The following is a 22,488-nucleotide window of genomic DNA, read 5'->3' as shown; positions in this document are numbered from 1 at the left end:
AAATATAGGCATTTATATAGTGAAATGCACTGGCGATTGCTTTTTATACTGCGCCCATCATTGCTTGAATAACACACGTCAGCGGCCAAGCCCGCGATGAGGGTATAAAAATGCGCGTTCTGGTCTTGGGTAGCGGTGTCATTGGGGTGACCAGTGCCTACTATTTGGCGCGGGCCGGCTTTGAAGTGGTTGTGGTCGACCGTCAGCCCGCTGCTGCCATGGAAACCAGTTTCGCCAACGCCGGCCAGGTGTCCCCAGGCTACGCTTCGCCATGGGCCGCGCCGGGCGTGCCGCTCAAGGCCATCAAGTGGTTGCTGCAACGCCACGCGCCGTTGGCGATCAAGGCCACGGCGGATATTGACCAATACCTGTGGATGGCGCAGATGCTGCGCAACTGCACCGCCAGCCGTTATGCGGTGAACAAGGAGCGCATGGTGCGCCTGTCCGAGTACAGCCGTGACTGCCTTGATGAGCTGCGTGCTGAAACCGGCATCGCCTACGAAGGCCGCAGCCTCGGGACTACCCAGTTGTTCCGTACCCAGGCCCAGTTGGATGGCGCCGCCAAGGACATCGCCGTGTTGAAAGAGTCCGGCGTGCCGTTCGAACTGCTCGACCGCGCCGGTATCGCCCGTGTTGAGCCGGCCCTGGCCAGCGTCACCGATATCCTCGCCGGTGCCCTGCGCCTGCCCAACGACCAGACCGGCGACTGCCAGATGTTCACTACCCGCCTGGCCGACATGTGCAAGCAGTTGGGTGTGGATTTTCGCTTCGAACAGGACATCCAGCGCCTCGACTACGCCGGCGACCGCATCAACGGCGTATGGATCGACGGCAAGCTGGAGACCGCCGACCGCTACGTGCTGGCCCTCGGCAGCTACTCGCCGAAGCTGCTCAAGCCGCTGGGGATCAAGGCGCCGGTGTACCCGCTCAAGGGCTACTCGCTGACGGTGCCGATTACCAACTCGGCGATGGCGCCGACGTCGACCATTCTCGACGAGACCTACAAGGTCGCCATCACCCGTTTCGACAACCGCATCCGCGTCGGCGGCATGGCTGAAATAGCCGGTTTTGACCTGTCGCTTAACCCGCGTCGGCGTGAAACCCTGGAGATGATCGTCAACGACCTTTATCCTCAAGGCGGCGATCTGGCCGAAGCCACGTTCTGGACCGGCCTGCGCCCGACCACACCCGACGGCACGCCGATTGTCGGTGCCACGCCGTTCAAGAACCTGTTCCTCAACACCGGCCATGGCACCCTCGGTTGGACCATGGCGTGCGGCTCCGGTCGCCTGTTGGCCGACCTGATGGCGAAGAAAACGCCGCAGATCAGCGCCGAAGGTCTCGATATTTCCCGTTATGGCAACCACCAGGAGTCCGCAAAACATGTCAATCCAGCGCCAGCTCACCAATGAGCGCATGAGCCAGGTCGTCGTTCACAGCGGTACCGTGTATCTGGCCGGGCAAGTCGGTGACGACATGAGCGCCGGGATTGAACAGCAGACCCGTGAAACCCTGGCCAATATCGAGCGTTTGCTGGACTTGGCCGGCACCGACAAAACCAAGCTGTTGTCGGTGACGATCTACCTGAAAGACATCGACGCCGATTTCGCCGGCATGAACGCGGTGTGGGACAAGTGGCTGCCCAAAGGCGTCGCCCCGGCCCGCGCCACGGTTGAGGCCAAGCTGTGCGAACCGGAAATCCTGGTAGAGCTGTCCGTTGTGGCCGCGCTGCCTTAAACAACGATCCCTCTCCCGGTGCTGACGCTGTTGGTCGGCGCCGGTTTTTCTTCACTTTGCCGCCTAGAAGCCTGCCGCCATGCGTCCTGCCCGTGCCCTGATCGACCTCCAAGCCCTGCGCCACAACTACCAATTGGCCCGTGAAGTCACGGGGGCCAAGGCCCTCGCCGTAGTCAAGGCCGACGCCTACGGCCATGGTGCCGTACGCGTTGCCCAGGCGCTGGAAGCCGAGGCCGACGGGTTTGCCGTGGCGTGCATCGAGGAGGCGCTGGAGCTGCGCGCCGCGGGTATTCGCGCGCCAGTGCTGCTGCTCGAAGGTTTTTTCGAAGCCGACGAGTTGCCGCTGATCGTCGAGCATGATTTCTGGTGCGTGGTGCATTCGCTGTGGCAACTGGAGGCCATCGAACAGGCCCGGTTGAGCGCGCCGCTGACCATCTGGCTCAAGCTCGATTCGGGGATGCACCGCGTTGGCCTGCACCCCAAGGATTACCACGAGGCTTACCAGCGCCTGCTGGCCAGCGGCAAAGTCGCGAAGATTGTGTTGATGAGCCATTTTGCCCGCGCCGATGAACTCGATTGCGTCAGCAGCAACGAGCAAGTGGCGGTGTTCGATGCGGCGCGCCAGGGCCTGGTGGCTGAGGTCAGCCTGCGCAACTCGCCGTCGGTGCTGGGCTGGCCGAGCGTATCCAGCGACTGGGTACGCCCGGGCATCATGCTGTATGGCGCCACACCGTTTGGTGAGGACCAGGCCTTGGCCGCGCGTTTGCAGCCGGTGATGACCCTGGAATCGAAAGTGATCTGTGTGCGTGAACTGCCAGCCGGCGAGCCGGTAGGCTACGGCGCCCGGTTCATCACGCCCAAACCGATGCGTATCGGCGTGGTTGCCATGGGCTATGCCGACGGCTACCCGCGCCATGCGCCCACCGGCACGCCGGTGCTGGTGGCGGGGCAGCGCAGCCAATTGCTGGGGCGCGTGTCCATGGACATGCTGTGCATCGACCTGACGGACGTCCCGGAGGCGGGGCTTGGTTCCACGGTGGAGTTGTGGGGCAAAAATATCCTCGCCAGTGACGTCGCCGCCGCCGCCGAGACCATCCCGTACCAGATATTCTGCAACCTGCGTCGTGTGCCAAGGCTCTATTCCGGCGCTTGACCGTCAGGGACGAACACAACTCCCTGGGATTTAGGCCCAAGTGTTGTAAATACTGAACGCTGTCGCCATGATAACGCTCAATTACAACAACGCCTGAATCCTAGGAGGCTCCCGCATTGGACGTCGGCGAACGACTGCAATCCATCCGTAAGCTGAAGGGTCTTTCCCAGCGTGAGCTCGCCAAGCGCGCGGGTGTCACCAACAGCACCATTTCGATGATCGAAAAAAACAGCGTCAGCCCCTCGATCAGTTCCTTGCGCAAGGTGCTGGGCGGCATCCCCATGTCCATGGTCGAGTTCTTTTCCGAGGAGATCCTCCAGGAAATACCGACGCAGATCGTCTATAAAGCCAATGAGCTGATCGACATCTCTGATGGCGCCGTCACCATGAAGCTGGTGGGCCGTGCGCACCCGAGCCGGGCAATTGCGTTCCTCAATGAAATCTACCCGCCTGGCGCCGATACAGGCGAAGAAATGCTCACCCACGAGGGCGAGGAAACCGGGATTCTGGTGGAAGGCCGTTTGGAGTTGGTGGTCGGTCTTGAAACTTTTGTGCTCGAAGCCGGCGATAGCTACTACTTTGAAAGCACCAAGCCCCATCGTTTCCGTAATCCGTTCGATGTGCCGGCGCGACTAATCAGCGCAGCCACACCCGCGAACTTCTAACAAAAGAGGCGTCCTGCCAGCGTTGCAGAGGCTCCCGAGCAGCATTCCGCGAGACTGAATCTCCCTTTATTTAATAGGGTTGTTTCGGCCGGACGGGCTAACCGTTATACTTTCGCCGCCTGCGAAACCGTGGCCGCAGGCGTGAATAGCCACCATTGAGGGTGAACGCGTGAATCTAATTATGAAAATGCTGGCTGCACCAGCAACCGTACTGGCCCTATGGGCTGTCAGCGCTCAAGCTGCGACCAACGATGACATTGCCAAGCGCCTGGAGCCGGTTGGCCAGGTGTGCGTCCAGGGCCAGGAGTGCAAGGGCATGGAAGTGGCGGTAGCTGCGGGCGGGGGCGCTGCGAAGACGCCCGACGACATCATCGCCAAGCACTGCAACGCATGCCACGGTACCGGGCTGCTGGGCGCGCCGAAAATCGGCGACACCGCCGCCTGGAAAGAACGCGCCGACCACCAGGGCGGCCTTGATGGCATCCTGGCCAAGGCCATCACCGGTATCAACGCCATGCCGCCAAAAGGCACCTGTGCGGATTGCTCGGATGATGACCTGAAGGGCGCGATCAAGAAGATGTCCGGTCTGTAACCGTCGATCTTCGTCAAAAATGCCGCTTACGAGCGGCTTTTTTGTGGGTGTGATGTGTGTTTCGAGGCTGTTCTTTGCAGCAAAGACCCGCCATTCTCTGTCCAACCCCTAATCATGGAATGTTCAGGAGGGTCGGATGGTGCAGTTGTGTTCAATCGAGCAAGCAGTTGACGATGTACTCGCGCGGCTACCGGCGCATATCCACATGGGCATGCCCCTGGGGCTGGGCAAGCCCAACCTGTTTGCCAATGCACTGTACCGGCGTATCGCCAAGCTGCCGGAGCGGGCGCTGACGATCTACACCGCGCTGAGCCTGGGCCGCCCCACCTTGGGCGATGGCTTGCAGAAGCGTTTCCTCGAACCCTTTATCGAGCGGGTGTTTGGTGATTACCCAGAGTTGGAGTTTCTCGCCGCGCTGCACTCAGACAGCCTGCCGAAGAATATCCATGTGCAGCAGTTCTTCATGCAGCCCGGTAGTCTGCTCCACAGCACGTCGGCCCAGCAGGACTACGTCAGCAGCAACTACAGCCACGCCGCCCGCGACATCAACGCCGCCGGCCTGAACCTGGTGGCGCAGTTGGTCGCGAGCAGCGCCGAACACCCGGATCGCCTGAGCCTGAGCTGCAACCCCGACATCACCCTCGACCTGCTGCCCATGATCGCCAAGCGCCGTGAAGCGGGCGAAACCGTTTTGATTGTTGGCCAGGTTCACACCGAGTTGCCCTACATGCCGGGCGACTCGGAGTTGGGCATGGACGCGTTCGACTACCTGATCGATGCAAAGGACAGCACCACACTGTTCTCCACACCGAACATGCCGGTGGGGTTCCAGGACCATTTCATCGGCTTGCATGCCAGCACCCTGGTGCGCGACGGCGGCACCTTGCAGATCGGCATCGGTTCCATGGGGGATGCGCTGACCGCCGCGTTGCTGGCGCGCCAAGCGGACAACGAAGCCTATCGACTGCTGCTGACGGACATCGATGTATACCAGTGGGCCCCGCTGATCAGCCGTGAAGGCGGTGTCGAGCCCTTCGCCCGTGGCCTCTACGGTTGCAGCGAAATGTTCGTCAACGGCCTGCTGGTGCTGGCGGATGCGGGGATTATCCGGCGCAAGGTCTACCCGGATGTGGCCACCCAGGAACAAGCCAACGCCGGTTTGCTGGATGATGCGGCACAACCCGATGGCGTTTCGATCCATGGCGGGTTCTTCCTCGGGCCGCGCAGTTTTTACCAGCGTTTGCAGGAGATGACCCACGCCAAGCGCCTGGAATTCAACATGACCCGCATCAGTTACATCAACGAGCTGTACGGCCAGGAAGAACTCAAGCGCCTGCAGCGCCAGGATGCACGGTTTATCAACAGCGCGATCACGGTGACGTTGCTGGGCGCAGGCGTGGCCGACCAGTTGGAGGATGGTCGCGTGCTCAGCGGCGTAGGCGGGCAATACAACTTTGTGGCTCAGGGGCATGCGCTGGAGGGCGCGCGCTCAATCCTGATCCTGCGCAGTTGGCGTGAGTCGGCGGGTGAGGTCAGTTCCAATATCGTCTGGGAGTATGGGCATTGCACCATTCCCCGCCACCTGAGGGACATCGTCATCACGGAGTACGGTATTGCCGACCTGCGTGGGCAGACGGATGCCAAGGTGATCGAGGCGTTGCTCAACATCACCGACTCACGCTTCCAGGCCGACTTGATCGAACAGGCGCAAAAGGCCGGCAAGTTGCCCAAGGATTTCCAGCTGGATCCGCGCTTTGGCGACAACACGCCGGAGCGGCTCCAGGGTATCCAGGCGCGGCATCGGCGTTTGTTCCCGGAATATCCGCTGGGCAGCGACTTCACTGACGAAGAGCGGGACCTGTTGCGCGCCTTGAACTGGCTCAAGAGCAAATTCAAGCTGACGGAGATTCTGGAGCTGGGCAAGGCAGCGCTGGATGCACCGGAGCCCCAGGCGTTTCCCGAGCATCTGAAGCGGATGGGGTTGGATTCGCCGGAGGGTTTGAAGGAGGATCTCTATCAGCGCCTATTGCTCGCTGGCTTACAAGCAACCGCACACTAAAATCAACACAGGTCAACATGTGGGAGGGGCAAGCCCTCTCCCACATGTTTAACCGCGTGCAGGCAACGATTACTCGATGAAGGTAACCACGCCACCTTCCAGCGACTTCACCCGCGCCAGCGACTCGACCCGATAACCCTGCGCATCCAACTCCGCACGACCACCCTGGAACGACTTCTCGATCACAATCCCCAAGCCGGCAACGGTCGCACCGGCCTGCTTGATGATCGAAATCAGCGCCTGGGATGCCTTGCCGTTGGCCAGGAAGTCATCGATCACCAGTACGCGGTCGCTGCTGGTCAGGTGACGCGGCGAGATCGCCACGGTGCTTTCGACTTTCTTGGTGAAGGAATACACCGTCGCCGACAGCAGGTTTTCGGTCAGGGTCAGGGACTGCTGCTTGCGGGCGAAAATTACCGGCACGCCCAGGTTCAGGCCCGTCATGATCGCCGGTGCGATGCCCGACGCTTCAATGGTGACGATCTTGGTGATGCCCGAATCCTTGAACAGCGCGGCGAATTCGTCGCCGATCAGTTTCATCAGGGCCGGGTCGATCTGGTGATTCAGAAAGGCGTCGACCTTGAGTACCTGATCGGAAAGCACGATGCCTTCTTCGCGAATTTTCTTGTGCAGTGCTTCCACGGAAAGCTTCCTCTAATGGCGGGTTGTGCGCCGAAAGTAGATTAAAAAGTAGTCGATTCTAGCGCTTTAACATCGCGCGTATATCCGCCAGGGCGGTGTTGCCGCGAACGGCCTTCACCTCGGTCGGGGTGTCGTCATTGCCTTCCCAGGCCAGGTCATCCGGCGGCAGCTCGTCCAGGAAACGGCTGGGGGCACAATCGATGATTTCGCCGTATTGCTTGCGCTTGGCGGCAAAGGTGAAGGCCAGTGTCTGACGTGCGCGGGTAATGCCCACGTAGGCCAGGCGCCGTTCTTCCTCAATGGTGTCGGCCTCGATGCTGGAGCGGTGCGGGAGGATTTCCTCTTCCATGCCCATGATGAACACGTAGGGAAATTCCAGGCCCTTGGACGCATGCAAGGTCATCATCTGTACACCTTCGGCGCCGTCTTCCTCTTCCTGCTGGCGCTCGAGCATGTCGCGCAGCACCAGCTTGCCGATGGCGTCTTCGACGGTCATTTCGCCGTCTTCGTCTTTTTCCAGGGTGTTCTTCAACGCTTCGATCAGGAACCAGACGTTACCCATGCGGTAATCCGCGGCCTTGTCGCTGGAACTGTTGGTGCGCAGCCAGTTTTCATAGTCGATGTCCATGACCATGCTGCGCAGGGCGCTGATCGGGTCTTCGCCGGCGCACTGTTCACGTACCTTGTCCATGAAGCGCTTGAAGCGTGACAGGCGATCGGTGAAACGCGTATCCAGGTGTTCGCCCAGGCCGATTTCGTCGGTGGCGGCGTACATCGAGATCTTGCGTTCGGTGGCGTAGTTGCCGAGCTTTTCCAGGGTGGTGGAACCAATCTCGCGGCGCGGCACGTTGATCACCCGCAGGAAGGCGTTGTCGTCGTCCGGGTTCACGATCAGGCGGAAGTAGGCCATCAGGTCCTTCACTTCCTGGCGTCCGAAAAAGCTGTTGCCACCTGACAGCCGATACGGGACCTGGTGGTGCTGCAATTTCAGCTCGATCAGCTTGGCCTGGTAGTTGCCGCGATACAGGATCGCGAAGTCGCTGTAGGGGCGGTCGGTGCGCAGGTGCAGGCTGAGGATTTCCACCGCCACGCGCTCGGCTTCGGCGTCTTCGTTGCGGCAGCGGATCACGCGGATCTCATCGCCGTGGCCCATCTCACTCCACAGTTGTTTTTCAAACTCGTGGGGGTTGTTTGAGATCAGCACGTTGGCGCAACGCAGGATGCGGCTGGTGGAGCGGTAGTTCTGCTCCAGCATCACCACTTTCAGGGACGGGTAGTCGTCCTTGAGCAGCATCAGGTTTTCCGGGCGGGCGCCGCGCCAGGCGTAGATCGACTGGTCGTCGTCGCCCACCACGGTGAACTGGTTGCGCGTACCGATCAGCAACTTCACCAGCAGGTATTGGCTGGCGTTGGTGTCCTGGTATTCGTCCACCAGCAGGTAACGCACCTTGTTCTGCCACTTTTCGAGGATGTCGGCGTGTTCCTGGAACAGCTTTACCGGCAGCAGGATCAGGTCGTCGAAGTCCACCGCGTTGAACGCCTTGAGCGTGCGCTGGTAGTGGGTGTAGACAATGGCAGCGGTCTGTTCCTTGGGGTTGCGCGCGTTTTCCAGGGCTTCTGGCGGCAGGATCAGGTCGTTTTTCCAGGCGCCGATCATGTTCTTGATCTCGTCGACGCCGTCGTCGCCCGCGTATTCCTTCTGCATGATGTCGGTCATCAGGGCCTTGACGTCGGTCTCGTCGAAGATCGAGAAGCCCGGCTTGTAGCCCAGCCGCACATGCTCCTTGCGGATGATGTTCAGGCCCAGGTTGTGGAAGGTACATACCGTGAGGCCACGGCCTTCGCCACCCTTGAGCAGGGTGCCGACACGCTCCTTCATTTCCCGCGCGGCCTTGTTGGTAAAAGTCATGGCGACGATGTACTGGGCGCGGATGCCACAGTTCTGGATCAGGTGCGCGATCTTGCGGGTGATCACGCTGGTCTTGCCGGAACCTGCACCGGCGAGCACCAATAGAGGGCCGCCGACGTAGTTCACGGCTTCTTGCTGCCGGGGATTGAGTCGGGACATACGGAATTCAGGGAGTCGTTGTTCAAAAGGGCGGGCATTTTAACAGGCTGGCAAGATTCTGCTGCCCTGGATCGACGGTGTGACGTACCACTCGATCTAAATTTGCCGGTTTTGCTACTTTGCCGCAGGATGTCGGGGTTTTTAGACAATTGCTTACAGCCTGCGTATTTGATAACCCCTATCATTGGTGATTATCAGGCCGCACGTCATAATGCCCGCCGCCAACGAATTTTTGCAGAGTCTAGGGAGCTAGCTTGTCTACGCCTGTCGAACCCTTGCGTTTGCTGCTGCTGGCCGATACGCCTGAGTGGGCAGCGTTGTTGCGCGAGTGCCTGGCGCCGATGGGCGATGGGGCTGTGCTGATCAGCGCGCCAAACTGGGACTCGGTGAGTCGTCTGTTCGATGACGACGACAGCGCAGTGCTGTTGACCATGCCCAGCCTGCAACCCGGCCCTGGCCGTTGCAGCTTGCCGTGCGTGTTGTTGTTGGAACAGGAGCCGCTGGTTTCGCCACTGGGCGTCAGTGACTGGCTGATCCGCAATGCGCTGGACGCCGACACGTTGCGTCGTTGCCTGCGCCATGTGCGGGAGCGGGGGGTGCTGGAAAACACCCTGCAACGCCTGGCCGAGCAGGACCCGCTCACCGGCATCGCCAACCGCCAGGGCTTCCAGACCCTGCTGGCCGCACGGTTGGCCGAGAACGAAGGTCGCGGCCTGGCCCTCGGTCACCTGGACCTCGATAATTTCCGCCATGCCAACGATGCCCTCGGCCACCAGGCCGGCGACCGCCTGATCCTGCAAGTGGTCTCGCGGCTCAAGAGCCAGCTGGAAGCCGGCGATCAACTGGCGCGCCTGGGCAGCGACGAATTCGCCCTGCTGATCGATACGCGCCGCGCGCCCCAGCGTGCGGAGTGGATGGCCGAGCGCATCACCGAAGCCATGGCCGAGCCGTATTGGGTGGATGGCGAAAGCCTGCTGATCGGCTGCAGCCTGGGCGTGGCCCATGCCCGCGCCCGTGCCGGCGCCGACCCGCTGATGTGGCATGCCCATATCGCCATGCAGCAAGCCAAGAGCACCCAGGGCTGTACCTTTCATATCTTTAACGAACGTATCAACCGCAACGCGCGCAGCCTGGCCGACCTGGAAAGCGAGCTGCGCCGTGCCTTGCGCCGTGATGAGCTGGAGCTGCACTACCAGCCGCGCCTCGACCTCGACGACGGGCATATCGTCGGCCTGGAAGCCCTGGTGCGCTGGCGCCACGGCGAGCGCGGCCTGTTGCCGCCGAGTGAATTCGTGCCCCTGGCCGAACAGAGCGGCCTGATTGTACCGTTGGGTTACTGGGTGATTTCCCGAGCCCTGCGTGACATGCAAGACCTGCGTGAACGCGGCCTGCCGCCGCTGCACATGGCGGTCAACCTGTCGTTTCGCCAGTTCCAGGACAGCCAGTTGCTTTCTACACTGAGCCGGCTGATCAGCGAGCGCGGCGTGGAAGCGCAATGGTTGGAGTTCGAACTGACCGAAACCGCGGTGATGCGCCGCAGTGACCTGGTCAAGCAGACCATGGACGCCCTTGGTCGCCTGGGTGTGCGGTTTTCCCTGGATGACTTCGGCACCGGTTTTTCTTCGTTCGTGCACCTCAACAGCCTGCCGATTGCGTTGTTGAAAATCGATAAGAGCTTTGTCGGCGGCATGGAAGAGCGTGAGGAAAACCGCAAGCTGGTGCACGCCATGATCAATCTGGCGCACAACCTCAATCTGGAAGTGGTGGCCGAAGGTGTGGAAACCCCCGAGCAACTGGCGCTGTTGCGGCTGTTCGGCTGCGACCAGGCCCAGGGTTACCTGATCAGCAAGCCGCTGCCGTTGCCGGAGCTGGTGGAATACCTGACCTTCGGCGACGGCAAGCACACCCGAGTGAGCGAGGGGCTCTAGTCGGCCTGTACCGCCTGAAAGCCGATGTCGGCTTCGGGCGCCGGGCCTTCCCGGCGAATCATCCGCTTCATCTTCGCTTCAAACGCCCAGGTCAGGCTTATCGCGGCGCAGGCCAGTCCCAGTGCCAGGCCCCACCACACGCCGGTTGGCCCCCAGCCCAACGTGAAGGCCATCAGCCAGGCCGAGGGTGCGCCAATCAACCAGTAGCAGCCCGCACCGATCAGGAACGTGGTCTTGGCGTCCTTGAGCCCGCGAATGCAACCCATGGCGATGGTCTGCACGCCGTCGAACAGCTCGAACCACGCGGCGACGGCCAGCAGGCTCACGGCCAGGACGATCACGTCGTGGAACGCCGGGTTGTCGTGGTCGATCAGCAGTCCTATGAGCGGCTCGGAAAACAGCCACAGCACCGCCGCGAATCCCAGCATTATCGCCGCGCCAAAGCCTATGCCGACACGCCCGGCCATGCGTGCCTGCAGCAACTGCCCGGCGCCATAATGCTGGCCGATGCGCATGGTCACCGCGTAGGACATCCCCGCCGGCACCATAAAGGCCACCGATACGATTTGCAGGGCGATCTGGTGCGCTGCCAACTGCGTGCTGCCCATGGTGCCCATGCACAGGGCTGCAAAGGCAAACAGCCCGACCTCCACCGCATAGGTGCCGCCGATCGGCAGGCCCAGGCGCCACAACTCGCGCAGATATTGGGTGTTGAGGCGCAGCAGCCCGGTACTCAGCGGGTAGGCGGCGTAGGCCCGGTTGCTGCGGATGTACCACATCAACGCCAGCGCCATGCTGTTGGCGACAATCGCCGTGACCAGGCCGATGCCCATCAAGCCGAGCTTGGGCAAGCCGAACATGCCTTCGATCAGCGCGTGGTTGAGCAGGTAGTTGACCACCGTGCCACCGACGCTGATCACCATCACCGGAGTGGCTTTGCCGATGGCGCTGGTAAAACCGCGCAGGGCCATGAAGCTCAGGTAGCCGGGCAGGGCAAACGGCAGCATGGTCAGAAATTGCCCGGCCGAGTGCACGTTGGTTTCGGTCTGGCCGAACATCAGCAGCACCGGCTTGAGGTTCCACAGCAGCAGGGCCGCCGCCAGGGCCATCAGCCAGGCCAGCCACAGCCCGGCCTGGGTCAGGCGGGTGGCGCCTTCGATATCGCCCGCGCCGTGGCGGATCGCAACCAAGGTGCCCACGGCGGCAATCACGCCGATGCAGAAAATCGCGACGAACGAATAGCTTGCGGCACCCAGGCCGCCACCGGCCAGGGCTTCGGGGCTCAGGCGCGCCATCATCAGGGTGTCGGTCAACACCATCAGCATGTGCGCCAACTGTGAGGCAATCAACGGCCCTGACAGCCGCAGAATGGCCCAGAGTTCGGTACGTGCCGGATGCTGCATGATCATCACGCTCAAAAAGTCAGAGGGTTGGGGAAGGGTTGATTCTCGGCGCTCTCAGCCCATTGCACAAAGGGATAAATGCGATCGTTTGCATGATTAAAACTCATGCTTGATTGATTCTGGTAGGGTTTCAGTATTGCGCTGTCGGAGCTTTCCTCATGTCTCGTCGTCTTCCTCCTCTTTATGCCTTGCGCGCGTTTGAAGCGGCCTCCCGACACAGTTCTTTCACCCGCGCGGCCGAGGAGTTGTCGATCACCCAAAGTGCGGTGAGCCGACATATCCGCACGCTTGAAGAGCATTTCGCCTGCCGGCTGTTCCAGCGCAATGGCCGCACCTTGCAGCTCACTGAAGCGGCGCGTCTATTGTTGCCCGGTGTGCGCGAAGGGTTCGCGGCGCTGGAGCGCGCCTGCCATACCTTGAATGCCGAAGATGACATCCTGCGCATGAAGGCCCCCTCCACATTGACCATGCGCTGGCTGCTGGCGCGACTCAGCCGCTTCCGGGCGCTGCAGCCGGGCAATGAGGTGCAACTGACCAGCGCCTGGATGAGCGTGGACGAGGTGGACTTCAATCAGGAGCCTTTCGACTGTGCGGTGCTGCTGAGCGATGGGCGTTTTCCAGTGGATTGGGAGGCCAGTTACCTGTTTCCGGAGCTGTTGATTCCTGTCGGTGCGCCGAACCTGCTGGAGGATGGGCCTTGGGACGCCGCGCGCCTGGCCACCGCCGAATTGCTGCACCCCACGCCCGACCGGCGCGACTGGCGCAATTGGCTGGCGCGCATGCAGCTGTCGTCCCAGGTGTCGCTCAAGGGCGGGCAGGTGTTCGACACCCTGGAGCTGGGCATGATCGCCGCTGCGCGGGGCTATGGCGTGTCCATGGGCGATTTGCTGATGGTGGCCGAGGACGTCGCCCAAGGACGATTGAGCCTGCCGTGGCCGACGGCGGTGGCCAGTGGGGAAAATTACTACCTGGTCTGGCCAAAAACCCGCCCTGGCGGCGAGCGCTTGCGACGGCTGGCGGAATTTCTGCAAGGCGAGGTGCAGGCGATGGTGTTGCCTGCGGTCGAACGCCTCGACTGAATGCTTGGCGGCGTTGGTTCGCAACCGTTTGCGTGATACCCCTGTGAAGCGCTCAAGTATTGCTGCGGCCAGCCGAAGTAGGTGTGTTGGAACTATCGTGCACCAACGTTTCCCATCAGATAATTTGCCGAGCAGCGCTATGAGATCAGGATGATCCTGGCCTCGGCCAGGAGCTGTCATGTCTCAACCTCGCGCCCGGATTGCCTCCCAGTTAGGCCTCGCGTTAGCCGTGATTCTGGCTGTCGTTATCAGCGGCAGTACGGTGTTTGCCTTGCGTTCCCTTGACTCCGCCAACCTCGACACCCGCGAGGAGCACCTGGCCAGCGAGGCGCGCCTGCTCGCCGACCAACTCAATACCTTCCACGGCACCTTGCGCGAGAGCACCCAGCGTTTGAGCGGGCTGTTTGAAAAACGTTTCGGTGCCGGGTTGAGCGTGCATGTGGACCAACCCGTGAGCGTGGCCGGTGTTCAGACGCCCAGCCTGTACCTGGGCAACGAGGTGTTGAACAACAACTTTGATGAGGTGGACGAGTTCAAGCAAATGTCTGGCGGCGTGGCCACCGTATTTGTGCGCAGTGGCGACGACTTCATCCGTATCAGCACGTCCCTGACCAAGCAGGATGGCAACCGCGCCATCGGCACCGTCCTCGACCGTCAGGGCCCGGCCTACCAGCGCGTTGTGGGTGGGCAGACCTACATCGGCAGGGCGGTGTTGTTCGATCGTTCCTACATGACCCAGTACAGCCCGGTGCGTGACAGCGGCGGTAAGGTTATCGCCGTGCTGTTCATCGGTTTTGACTACACCGATGCGCAGAATGCCCAATTCGAAAACCTCAAGCGCTTCCGAATTGGCCAGACCGGCTCCCTTGCACTGCTGGATGAGCAAAAGCACTGGCTGGTGGCACCCGCCGGCGTGCAGGCGTTGGATCAATCGGTGCCGGTGATGCTGGACCTGGCCAAGACCCCCGGCAAAGGCCGCTTCTGGAGCGACAAGAACGAAGACTTCTATAGCGTTTCGGTACCGTTCGAAGGCGGCCCGTGGGCCGTGGTCGCGAGCATGCCGAAAGCTGAAATCCGCGCGGTAACCTGGGCCGTGGGGATCCGCCTGGTGATCGGCAGTGTGTTGGCGATGTTGCTGGCAGTAGGCGCCACGGTCTGGCTGCTGCGCAGCAAGTTGCAGCCCCTGAGTGACCTGGTGAGTCAAGCCGAGGCCCTGGGTGCGGGCGATCTGAGCGCACGCTTGAGCGTGTCCAGCCATGATGAAATCGGCCAACTGGCACGCAGCTTTAACCAGATGGGCGAAGCGCTGTCGACCATGGTCTCCCATATCCGTAACGCAGCCGAAGAGGTCAACAGCCGCGCCCAGGCCTTGTCCGGTTTGTCCGGCGGTGCCTATGAGGGCATGGAGCAGCAGTCCGGCGAGATCACCAGCATGGCCGGCGCGGTAGAGGAGTTCAGCGCGACGTCGTTGAATATCGCCGACAACATGGGCAATACCGAACGCCTGGCCCAGGAAAACGCCCAGCAGACCCGCATTGGCCGCACCTCGATGCAGGAAGCGTCGTCGTCCCTGGAACACATTGCCACCGCCCTGAACAGCACGGCCACGGTGATCAACACCCTCGGCCAGCGCTCCCAGGAAATCGGCGGGATCGTCGGCGTGATCACCTCGATTGCCGAACAGACCAACTTGCTGGCGCTCAACGCCGCCATTGAAGCCGCCCGTGCAGGGGAGCAGGGCCGTGGGTTTGCCGTGGTGGCCGACGAAGTACGTAACCTGGCGTCGCGTACCCGTGAGGCCACCGATGAAATTTCCGGCATGATCCAGAGCATCCAGAAGGAAACCGGCAACGCCATCAGCACCATGGAGCAAGGCAACGCGCTGATGCAGGAAGGCCTGTCGCGCAACGCCGACGTGGCCTCGGCCCTGGCGCGTATCGACGAGCAAAGCCGCTCGGCCGGTCAGCAGTTCGCGGCCATCACCACGGCCACCCAGGAGCAGAGCAGCACCGCGACCCTGCTCAGCAGCAACCTGCAGAGCATCGCGCTGGCCAACAGTGAGCAACGCGAAGTGGTGTCCAACCTGGCGATTACCGCCAAGGAACTGGAGACGTTGGCGGCGAGCCTGCGCCATGAGGTGGATCGCTTTCGCTGAGCCACTGCTGTACACAATGTGGGAGGCCTGTCGCTCCCACATTTGGCTTTGCGCCAAGCTTAAGTGATCGCCGCCGGGCGGTATTGCAGGGCCTCTTTCAGGTGGTCGCGGGTGATGGTCTCTATCTGGTCCAGATCCGCCAGCGTGCGTGCCACCTTGAGCAGTCGATGGGCCGCGCGCAGCGATAGGGTCAGTCGTTCACAGGCCGTTTCCAGCCAGCTTTCATCCACCTTCGCGAGCTTGCAGTGCTCGCGCAGCCCCGGCAGATCAAGAAAGGCATTCGCACAGCCCTGGCGCTTTTGCTGATGCTCGCGAGCCTGGGCGACCCGCGCTGAGGCGTGGGCGGTATCCTCGCCCGCCTGTTGGATCGGGTTCAGTGCCGTCGTTTCCCTCGCCACGGTCAGGTGCAAGTCAATCCGGTCCAGCAGCGGCCCCGAGAGCTTGTTGCGATACCGCTGAATCTGTTCCGGCGTACAACGACAGCGCCCGCTGGGTTCGCCCATATAACCGCAAGGGCAGGGGTTCATCGCCGCGACCAGTTGGAAGCGCGCCGGGAAACTCACTCGGTCGCGAGCGCGGGAAATCACGATATGCCCCGACTCCAGCGGTTCGCGCAGCACTTCCAACACCTTGCGATCAAATTCCGGCAGCTCATCCAGGAACAGCACCCCATGATGAGCCAGGGTGATTTCTCCCGGCTGTGGTTTCGAGCCGCCGCCCACCAGTGCCGGGCCGGATGCCGAGTGATGCGGTTGGCGAAACGGTCGATGGGGCCAATGGCTCAGCGGCGCCAGACTTACAACCGATTGAATCGCGGCAACCTCCAGCGCCTCCTGTTCGCTCAACGGCGGCAATAAACCTGGCAGGCGGCTGGCGAGCAGGGTCTTGCCGGTGCCGGGCGGCCCACTGAACAAAAGGTTATGCGCCCCCGCTGCCGCGATCAGCAACGCTCGCTTGGCCGCGAGCTGGCCCTGGACTTCACTCAGGTCCGGATAGGGCTTGTTCAAGTACAGCAGGCCATCGGACGTGTAAGGCTCGATCGGCACATGTCCATTCAGGTGCGCCACCACTTGCAGCAGGTGGTCCACCGCAATCACCTTCAACCCCGACGCCAGGCACGCCTCTTCGGCATTCGCTCGCGGCACTATCACGGTGCGCCCGGCCTTGCGCGCCGCCAGCGCGGCCGGCAACACGCCTTTTACCGCCCGCACCTCGCCGGACAGCGCCAACTCCCCCAGGCATTCCACGTCATCGAGCGTCAACGCCGGCACCTGCACACTGGCCGCCAGGATCCCCAGGGCAATCGCCAGGTCAAAACGCCCGCCGTCCTTGGGCAGGTCGGCGGGCGCGAGATTGAGGGTGATCCGGCGAGCGGGGTATTGCAGCGCAGAGTTGAGAATGGCACTGCGCACCCGGTCCTTGCTTTCCTTGACCGCGGTTTCGGGCAGGCCCACCAGCGTCAGGGACGGCAGACCATTGGCCATATGCACTTCAACGGTGACGGCAGGGGCTTCGACGCCGATCTGGGCGCGGCTGTGGACGATGGCGAGGGACATGCTCGTTCCTTGAAAGGGGAGGCCGCTTCCTGCGGTTTTTCAAGGGTAGACGAGGTAGGGAAGAGCGAGGCGGGGAGGTTTTACAGAACGTATCCAGAGCAAAAGGTAGAGCGAATGTGGGAGGGGCTTGCTCCCGATAGCGGGGGGTCAGTCAGCATTGATACCGGCTGACACACCGCCATCGGGAGCAAGCCCCCTCCCACACTGAGCGCATTTATTCGGCAGGAGGGGTCAACCGCGCTTCCAGCTCTGCCACTTTCGCTTCCAGGCTCTCCAGCCGCGCACGGGTGCGGGCGAGAACTACCATCTGGCTATCAAACTCTTCCCGGCTCACCAGGTCGAGCTTGCTGAAACCGCTTTGCAGCAAGGCCTTGAACTGGCTTTCGATTTCATTGCGGGGCAGCGGGGTGTCGCCGCTGAACAGGCGAGAGGCGTGGCCGCTCAGGGCGTCGAGGAGGTCTTTGGGCGCGAGCATGGGAAATATTCCGGAAAACTGTTGGCGGGCAGTGTATCACGCAGCGTCTATAGTCTTTTTCACGGCCTGGGTCGCACGCTTTTCGCGCATCAGGCCGGGCGGTGATGCACCGTTTTCGTGCGCATTGCAGGCGCCGGATGGCCCCGTTGGTGGGCCTAGGTGAGCAAAGGACTGATTTCAGTGATTTTTACGGAGCTGGCAAGGTTTCTGCTTAGACGATCATGACCCATGCACTGATGCAGTCGCTGTGACGAATGCAGTGCGCCGACGGATCAGGGGTACAGGTTTCGTCACCAGTGGTTCGCTGGCGTCGCAATGGCAACTGCCCTTGCGACGATGCGTTACAAAGCCAGGCACTGCGCTTAGACTTGAGACGGGTTTGTTTTCCTGGGGCAAGTCCACCAATTCGGGAGAGAGTTTTCATGAAGCTAGTCACTGCCATCATCAAGCCGTTCAAGTTGGACGATGTACGCGAGTCGTTGTCCGAGATCGGCGTGCAGGGCATTACCGTTACTGAGGTCAAGGGCTTCGGTCGGCAGAAGGGTCACACCGAGCTGTATCGCGGCGCGGAATATGTAGTCGATTTCCTGCCGAAGGTGAAGATTGATGTCGCCATTGACGACAAGGATCTTGACCGGGTTATCGAGGCGATAACCAAGGCCGCCAACACCGGCAAGATCGGTGATGGCAAGATCTTCGTGGTCAATCTGGAACAGGCTATTCGCATCCGTACCGGCGAAACCGATACCGACGCAATCTAAGCCGCCAAACCCCCAACGCCCCAGGAGAAAACAATATGACTCTGCGTAAATTCGCAGGGCTCGGAGCCCTGTTGTCCATCGTAATGCCAAGCCTGGCCATGGCGGCAGACGAAGTGGCTGCTCCAGTCCTCAACTCCGGTGACACCGCCTGGATGCTCACATCCACCGCGCTGGTGCTGTTCATGACCATTCCAGGCCTGGCGCTGTTCTACGGCGGCATGGTGCGCTCCAAAAATATTCTGTCGGTGATGATGCAGTGCTTCGCCATCACCGGCCTGATCAGCATCCTGTGGGTTGTCTACGGCTATAGCATCGCGTTCGATACCACCGGTATGGAACAGGGTGTGGTCAACTTCAACTCCTTCTTCGGCGGCATGGGCAAGGCGTTCCTGGCGGGTGTGACCCCGGCCAGCATCACCGGGCCGGCTGCGCTGTTCCCGGAAGCCGTGTTCATCACCTTCCAGATGACCTTCGCCATCATCACCCCGGCGCTGATCGTCGGTGCGTTCGCCGAACGCATGAAGTTCTCCGCCATGCTGATCTTCATGGCTATCTGGTTCACTCTGGTCTATGCGCCAATCGCCCACATGGTGTGGAGCGGCAACGGTGGCCTGCTGTGGGACTGGGGCGTGCTGGACTTCGCCGGCGGCACCGTGGTGCACATCAATGCCGGTGTCGCTGGCCTGGTGGCGTGCATCGTGCTCGGCAAGCGTAAAGGCTTCCCGACCACTCCAATGGCGCCTCACAACCTGGGTTACACCCTGGTGGGTGCGGCCATGCTGTGGGTCGGCTGGTTCGGCTTCAACGCCGGCTCTGCGGCTGCGGCCAACGGCACCGCCGGCATGGCGATGCTGGTGACTCAGATTGCTACCGCTGCTGCAGCCCTGGGCTGGATGTTCGCCGAGTGGATCACTCACGGTAAGCCAAGCGCACTGGGCATCGCCTCGGGTGTAGTGGCTGGCCTGGTCGCCGTTACACCGGCCGCCGGCACTGTTGGTCCGATGGGCGCCCTGGTGATCGGCCTGGTGGCCGGTGTGATCTGCTTCTTCTGCGCCACCAGCCTCAAGCGCAAGCTGGGCTACGACGACTCCCTGGACGCATTCGGCGTGCACGGTATCGGCGGTATCGTCGGTGCGATCCTCACCGGTGTGTTTGCAGCCCCTGCATTGGGCGGCTTCGGCACCGTGACTGACATCGCAGCTCAAGTCTGGATCCAGTGCAAAGGTGTCGGCTTCACCGTGATCTATACCGCCATCGTCACCTTCATCATCCTCAAGGTGCTGGACGCGGTCATGGGCCTGCGGGTTACCGAAGAGGAAGAGGCTGTCGGCCTCGACCTGGCGCAACACAACGAACGCGGCTACAACCTGTAAGTACGCGAAAAAAAGATGCCCGGCTTGCCGGGCATTTTTTTGCCTGGCGTTTGTCAGTCATAACAAGCTGTGCCGGTTTTTGCGCAGAGTTTGTCATGCACTTTCCAGCGTGCGAATGTCTTACAGGCACGTAGGCGTATTCGGCACTTTGTTTTTTCCCAGAGCGCGCTAGAATGCGCGCCGATGGGCGGAGAACTGTATGTGGCAACAGACCCTGATTACCCTGCGGGCCAAGCCCCGGGGCTTTCACCTGGTGACTGACGAGTTGCTTGCCGGCTTGCCTGAGCTGAAGGCCTGCCGCGTGGGCCTGTTGCACCTGTGGCTGCAGCACACCTCGGCCTCGTTGACGGTCAACGAGAATGCCGATCCGGCGGTTCGTCGTGACTTCGAGCGTTTCTTCAACTCGCTGGTGCCGCAAGGCTGCGCCGGGTTCGAACACAACGACGAAGGTCCGGATGATCTGCCGGCGCACTTCAAGGCCAGTCTCCTGGGCTGCCAGCTGAGTTTGCCGGTCAAGGCCGGCCGCTTGGCGATGGGGACCTGGCAAGGTGTTTATCTGGGCGAGCACCGTGATCATGGCGGTGCTCGTAAAGTCCTCGCCACCCTGCACGGTGATGGGGCATAAGCCACTGGTTATCCGGTGGATGTTGATTTTTTTCCGGCAACCTCGACAGAGGGCGAAGCTGGGCTATAACTAATCTGCTTTTCGCAAGTCATGAGGTAGAACATGAGCGACGATGATCTGGAAAACGACGAACTCGAAGTAGGTGACGAAGACGACACCGAAGAAGGTCTTGAAGCGGCGGCGGAAGACGTTGCTGAGGACGACGGTGGTGATGACGCTCCTGTTCCAGCGGCCAAGGGCAAAGCCAAGGCTGCTGTTTCGGTAGACGAATTGCCGAGCGTTGAGGCCAAGAACAAAGAGCGCGATGCCCTGGCCCGTGCGATGGAAGAGTTTCTTGCCAAAGGCGGCAAAGTGGTCGAAGTCGAGCCCAATGTGGTTGCAGACCCGCCCAAGAAGCCGGATAACAAGTACGGCAGCCGACCTATCTAAGGTCAGCCACCTGCTTGTAAGAAAAAGCCCGCCGTCGCTGCGGGTTTTTTCATGCCTGTAATAACCGGCTACAAGTGACCCCCAATCAAGTGTGGGAGGGGGCTTGCTCCCGATTACAGTAGGTCAGTCAATATATCTGGAGACTGATACACCGCTATCGGGAGCAAGCCCCCTCCCACATTTTTCTCACCCGTGTTACTGCCAGCTGCGAAGTAACGCCGGCAACTCCGTCAGGCTGCGAATCTGTGCATCCGGGAGTTTATCCCCTTCCCACACCTTGCCCGACGGGTTGAACCACACCGCCCGCAGCCCCGCCTGCTGCGCCCCGGCAATGTCGTCCCCGGGGTGGTCGCCAACATGCACTGCCGCACTGGCATCTACTCCGCCGCGCTGCAGCGCTTCGTGGAACAGCCGGGCATCCGGCTTGGCGATGCCAATGTCTTCAGCGCGTAGCGCAAAGTGAAAGTAGTCCGCCAGGCCAACACGCTGCACATCGGCATTGCCATTGGTGATCACACCCAGCAGAAAGTGCTGGCGCAGCGCTTGCAGCATCGGCTCGGCCTCAGGGAAAGGCGTGAGCTGATGGCGGGCGTGAATGAACGCTTCGAAACACACATCGGCCATTTCCGTGGCCTCGGGCTGTGGATAACCGGCCTCTTCAAACGCATGTATCAACACCCGATGGCGCAGGATACTGATGCGGTGTTTGAGTTCGGGATGCCGTTGCAGCACTTGTTGGCGCAGGCTGGCGAAATGCTCCAGGGGCAGGTCGCCCACCTTGGCGGCATGGGTGGCCAGCCATTCGCGCATCGACGCTTCGGCGCTGATGATGACGGGTACGTTGTCCCAGAGCGTGTCGTCCAGGTCGAAGGTGATCAGCTTGATGTTCATGAGTCGCCGTCCTTGATGCGTTTGGCCCGTGGATGGGCGCTGTCGTAGACCGTTGCCAGGTGCTGGAAGTCCAGATGGGTATAGATCTGCGTGGTCTTGATGTCGGAATGGCCAAGCAGTTCCTGCACGGCGCGCAGGTCCTGGGACGATTCCAGCATATGGCTGGCAAATGAGTGCCGCAGCATATGTGGATGCAGGTTCTGCCCCAGCTCGCGCTCGCCGGCAGCCTTGACCCGTATCTGGATGGCGCGTGGCCCCAGGCGCCGCCCTTGCTGGCTGATAAACACTGCGTCGTCCACCGGGTTGGCCAGGGCGCGCAGCGGCAGCCAGAGTTGCAGGGCTTCGCGGGCTTTCCTGCCCACCGGCAGCACCCGAGTCTTGCTGCCTTTGCCGAGCACTTGCACCAGGCCGTCGGCCAGGTCCAGTTGATCGAGGTTCAGGCCTGTCAGCTCCGATAGGCGCAGGCCTGAAGAGTAGAACAGTTCGAGGATCGCCTGGTCGCGATGGGCGAGGAAATCGTCCTCCACGGCGCCATCGAGCAATTGCAAGGCACGGTCGGTGTCCAGGGTCTTGGGCAGGCGTCGCTCGCCTTTCGGCGGGGCCAGGCCGTTGGCCGGGTCGTGGTCGCAGAGGCCTTCGCGATTGAGGTAGTGATACAGGCCACGCACCGCCGACAGCAGTCGCGACAGGCTGCGCGAGGACTGGCCCGCCTGGTGCAGCCGTGCGATCAGGCTGCGCAGGCCCTGGATATCCAAGGCCTTCCAGCTGGTGACCTGCTGCTTTTCGCAATACGCCAGGACCTTGTTCAAGTCCCGTCGGTAAGCCTCCAGGGTATGGGGTGACACCTGGCGCTCGTTACGCAGGTGAGCGCAGTAAGCGTCCAGTTGCCGTTCCATG

Annotated in this window: 20 protein-coding genes; 13 read left to right on the top strand and 7 right to left on the bottom strand. The window is 61.5% G+C overall.

The annotated features are described in order from the left end of the window. Positions 1–110 precede the first annotated feature (110 nt). From dadA to FX984_RS18390, 6 genes are all read left to right on the top strand, one after another. The gene (gene dadA, locus FX984_RS18415; protein WP_027608301.1) at positions 111–1,412 is read left to right on the top strand and encodes a D-amino acid dehydrogenase; all 1,302 of its coding nucleotides are present in this window, start codon (positions 111–113) and stop codon (positions 1,410–1,412) included. Beyond that, positions 1,384–1,737, top strand: coding sequence for a RidA family protein (locus tag FX984_RS18410; protein WP_027608302.1), 354 nt, complete (start codon positions 1,384–1,386; stop codon positions 1,735–1,737). The genes dadA and FX984_RS18410 overlap by 29 nt, the downstream gene beginning before the upstream one ends. Before the next feature lie 79 nt (positions 1,738–1,816). Next, positions 1,817–2,890, top strand: coding sequence for an alanine racemase (gene alr, locus FX984_RS18405; RefSeq protein WP_065926701.1), 1,074 nt, complete (start codon positions 1,817–1,819; stop codon positions 2,888–2,890). A 116-nt stretch (positions 2,891–3,006) separates the two neighbouring features. Then, positions 3,007–3,555, top strand: a complete 549-nt coding sequence (locus tag FX984_RS18400) for a cupin domain-containing protein (RefSeq protein WP_003176893.1) — start codon at positions 3,007–3,009, stop codon at positions 3,553–3,555. A 181-nt stretch (positions 3,556–3,736) separates the two neighbouring features. Then, positions 3,737–4,147: a c-type cytochrome gene (locus FX984_RS18395; RefSeq protein ID WP_043293857.1), complete on the top strand. Its 411-nt coding sequence runs from the start codon at positions 3,737–3,739 to the stop codon at positions 4,145–4,147. 136 nt (positions 4,148–4,283) lie between these two features. Next, complete coding sequence (locus FX984_RS18390) at positions 4,284–6,206, top strand: acetyl-CoA hydrolase/transferase C-terminal domain-containing protein (RefSeq protein WP_092488220.1); 1,923 nt, start codon at positions 4,284–4,286, stop codon at positions 6,204–6,206. A 69-nt stretch (positions 6,207–6,275) separates the two neighbouring features. Here FX984_RS18390 and FX984_RS18385 read toward each other — a convergent pair whose 3' ends face one another. Continuing rightward, positions 6,276–6,848: a xanthine phosphoribosyltransferase gene (locus FX984_RS18385; protein WP_025856334.1), complete on the bottom strand. Its 573-nt coding sequence runs from the start codon at positions 6,846–6,848 to the stop codon at positions 6,276–6,278. Between the two features lie 58 nt (positions 6,849–6,906). Beyond that, positions 6,907–8,916 carry a DNA helicase Rep gene (rep, locus tag FX984_RS18380; protein WP_027608306.1) on the bottom strand — a complete coding sequence of 670 codons (2,010 nt, stop codon included), beginning with the start codon at positions 8,914–8,916 and terminating at the stop codon, positions 6,907–6,909. Between the two features lie 254 nt (positions 8,917–9,170). Here rep and FX984_RS18375 point away from each other — a divergent pair, with 254 nt between their 5' ends. After that, entirely contained in the window at positions 9,171–10,844 is a 1,674-nt protein-coding gene (locus FX984_RS18375; RefSeq protein WP_027608307.1) for a putative bifunctional diguanylate cyclase/phosphodiesterase, read from the top strand. Here FX984_RS18375 and FX984_RS18370 read toward each other — a convergent pair. After that, on the bottom strand, positions 10,841–12,253 hold the full coding sequence (locus FX984_RS18370) for a NorM family multidrug efflux MATE transporter (protein WP_027608308.1): 1,413 nt from the start codon (positions 12,251–12,253) through the stop codon (positions 10,841–10,843). The genes FX984_RS18375 and FX984_RS18370 overlap by 4 nt on opposite strands. 152 nt (positions 12,254–12,405) lie before the next feature. On the opposite strand from FX984_RS18370, the gene FX984_RS18365 reads away from it, so the two are divergent. Next, positions 12,406–13,326, top strand: coding sequence for a LysR substrate-binding domain-containing protein (locus FX984_RS18365; protein ID WP_027608309.1), 921 nt, complete (start codon positions 12,406–12,408; stop codon positions 13,324–13,326). Positions 13,327–13,504: 178 nt separating this feature from the next. Then, positions 13,505–15,481, top strand: coding sequence for a methyl-accepting chemotaxis protein (locus tag FX984_RS18360; RefSeq protein WP_027608310.1), 1,977 nt, complete (start codon positions 13,505–13,507; stop codon positions 15,479–15,481). A 59-nt stretch (positions 15,482–15,540) separates the two neighbouring features. Here FX984_RS18360 and FX984_RS18355 read toward each other — a convergent pair whose 3' ends face one another. Together FX984_RS18355 and FX984_RS18350 are read right to left on the bottom strand one after the other, a co-directional pair. Continuing rightward, positions 15,541–17,037, bottom strand: a complete 1,497-nt coding sequence (locus FX984_RS18355; RefSeq protein ID WP_092355842.1) for a YifB family Mg chelatase-like AAA ATPase — start codon at positions 17,035–17,037, stop codon at positions 15,541–15,543. A gap of 214 nt (positions 17,038–17,251) precedes the next feature. Next, the gene (locus FX984_RS18350) at positions 17,252–17,512 is read right to left on the bottom strand and encodes an accessory factor UbiK family protein (RefSeq protein ID WP_027608312.1); all 261 of its coding nucleotides are present in this window, start codon (positions 17,510–17,512) and stop codon (positions 17,252–17,254) included. 422 nt (positions 17,513–17,934) lie between these two features. On the opposite strand from FX984_RS18350, the gene glnK reads away from it, so the two are divergent. The 4 genes from glnK (at position 17,935) to sutA (ending at position 20,700) form a co-directional block, all read left to right on the top strand. Then, positions 17,935–18,273, top strand: coding sequence for a P-II family nitrogen regulator (glnK, locus tag FX984_RS18345; protein WP_002555808.1), 339 nt, complete (start codon positions 17,935–17,937; stop codon positions 18,271–18,273). Between the two features lie 35 nt (positions 18,274–18,308). Beyond that, positions 18,309–19,646 (top strand): ammonium transporter, encoded by a 1,338-nt coding sequence (locus FX984_RS18340; protein ID WP_027608313.1) that lies wholly within the window; start codon positions 18,309–18,311, stop codon positions 19,644–19,646. Between the two features lie 199 nt (positions 19,647–19,845). Next, entirely contained in the window at positions 19,846–20,271 is a 426-nt protein-coding gene (locus tag FX984_RS18335; RefSeq protein WP_027608314.1) for a secondary thiamine-phosphate synthase enzyme YjbQ, read from the top strand. Positions 20,272–20,373: 102 nt separating this feature from the next. Next, entirely contained in the window at positions 20,374–20,700 is a 327-nt protein-coding gene (sutA, locus tag FX984_RS18330; protein WP_027608315.1) for a transcriptional regulator SutA, read from the top strand. Between the two features lie 195 nt (positions 20,701–20,895). Here the strand turns inward: sutA and FX984_RS18325 are convergent, their stop codons facing one another. Both FX984_RS18325 and xerC read right to left on the bottom strand, forming a co-directional pair. Next, the gene (locus tag FX984_RS18325) at positions 20,896–21,591 is read right to left on the bottom strand and encodes an HAD family hydrolase (protein ID WP_027608316.1); all 696 of its coding nucleotides are present in this window, start codon (positions 21,589–21,591) and stop codon (positions 20,896–20,898) included. Then, positions 21,588–22,487 carry a tyrosine recombinase XerC gene (gene xerC, locus FX984_RS18320; RefSeq protein ID WP_027608317.1) on the bottom strand — a complete coding sequence of 300 codons (900 nt, stop codon included), beginning with the start codon at positions 22,485–22,487 and terminating at the stop codon, positions 21,588–21,590. The genes FX984_RS18325 and xerC overlap by 4 nt, the downstream gene beginning before the upstream one ends. Between the last annotated feature and the right edge of the window lies 1 nt (position 22,488).

Source organism: Pseudomonas marginalis (genome assembly GCF_008692035.1).
Classification (GTDB): Bacteria; Pseudomonadota; Gammaproteobacteria; order Pseudomonadales; family Pseudomonadaceae; genus Aquipseudomonas; species Aquipseudomonas marginalis.
This window is presented reverse-complemented; position numbering and strand designations above follow the sequence as displayed.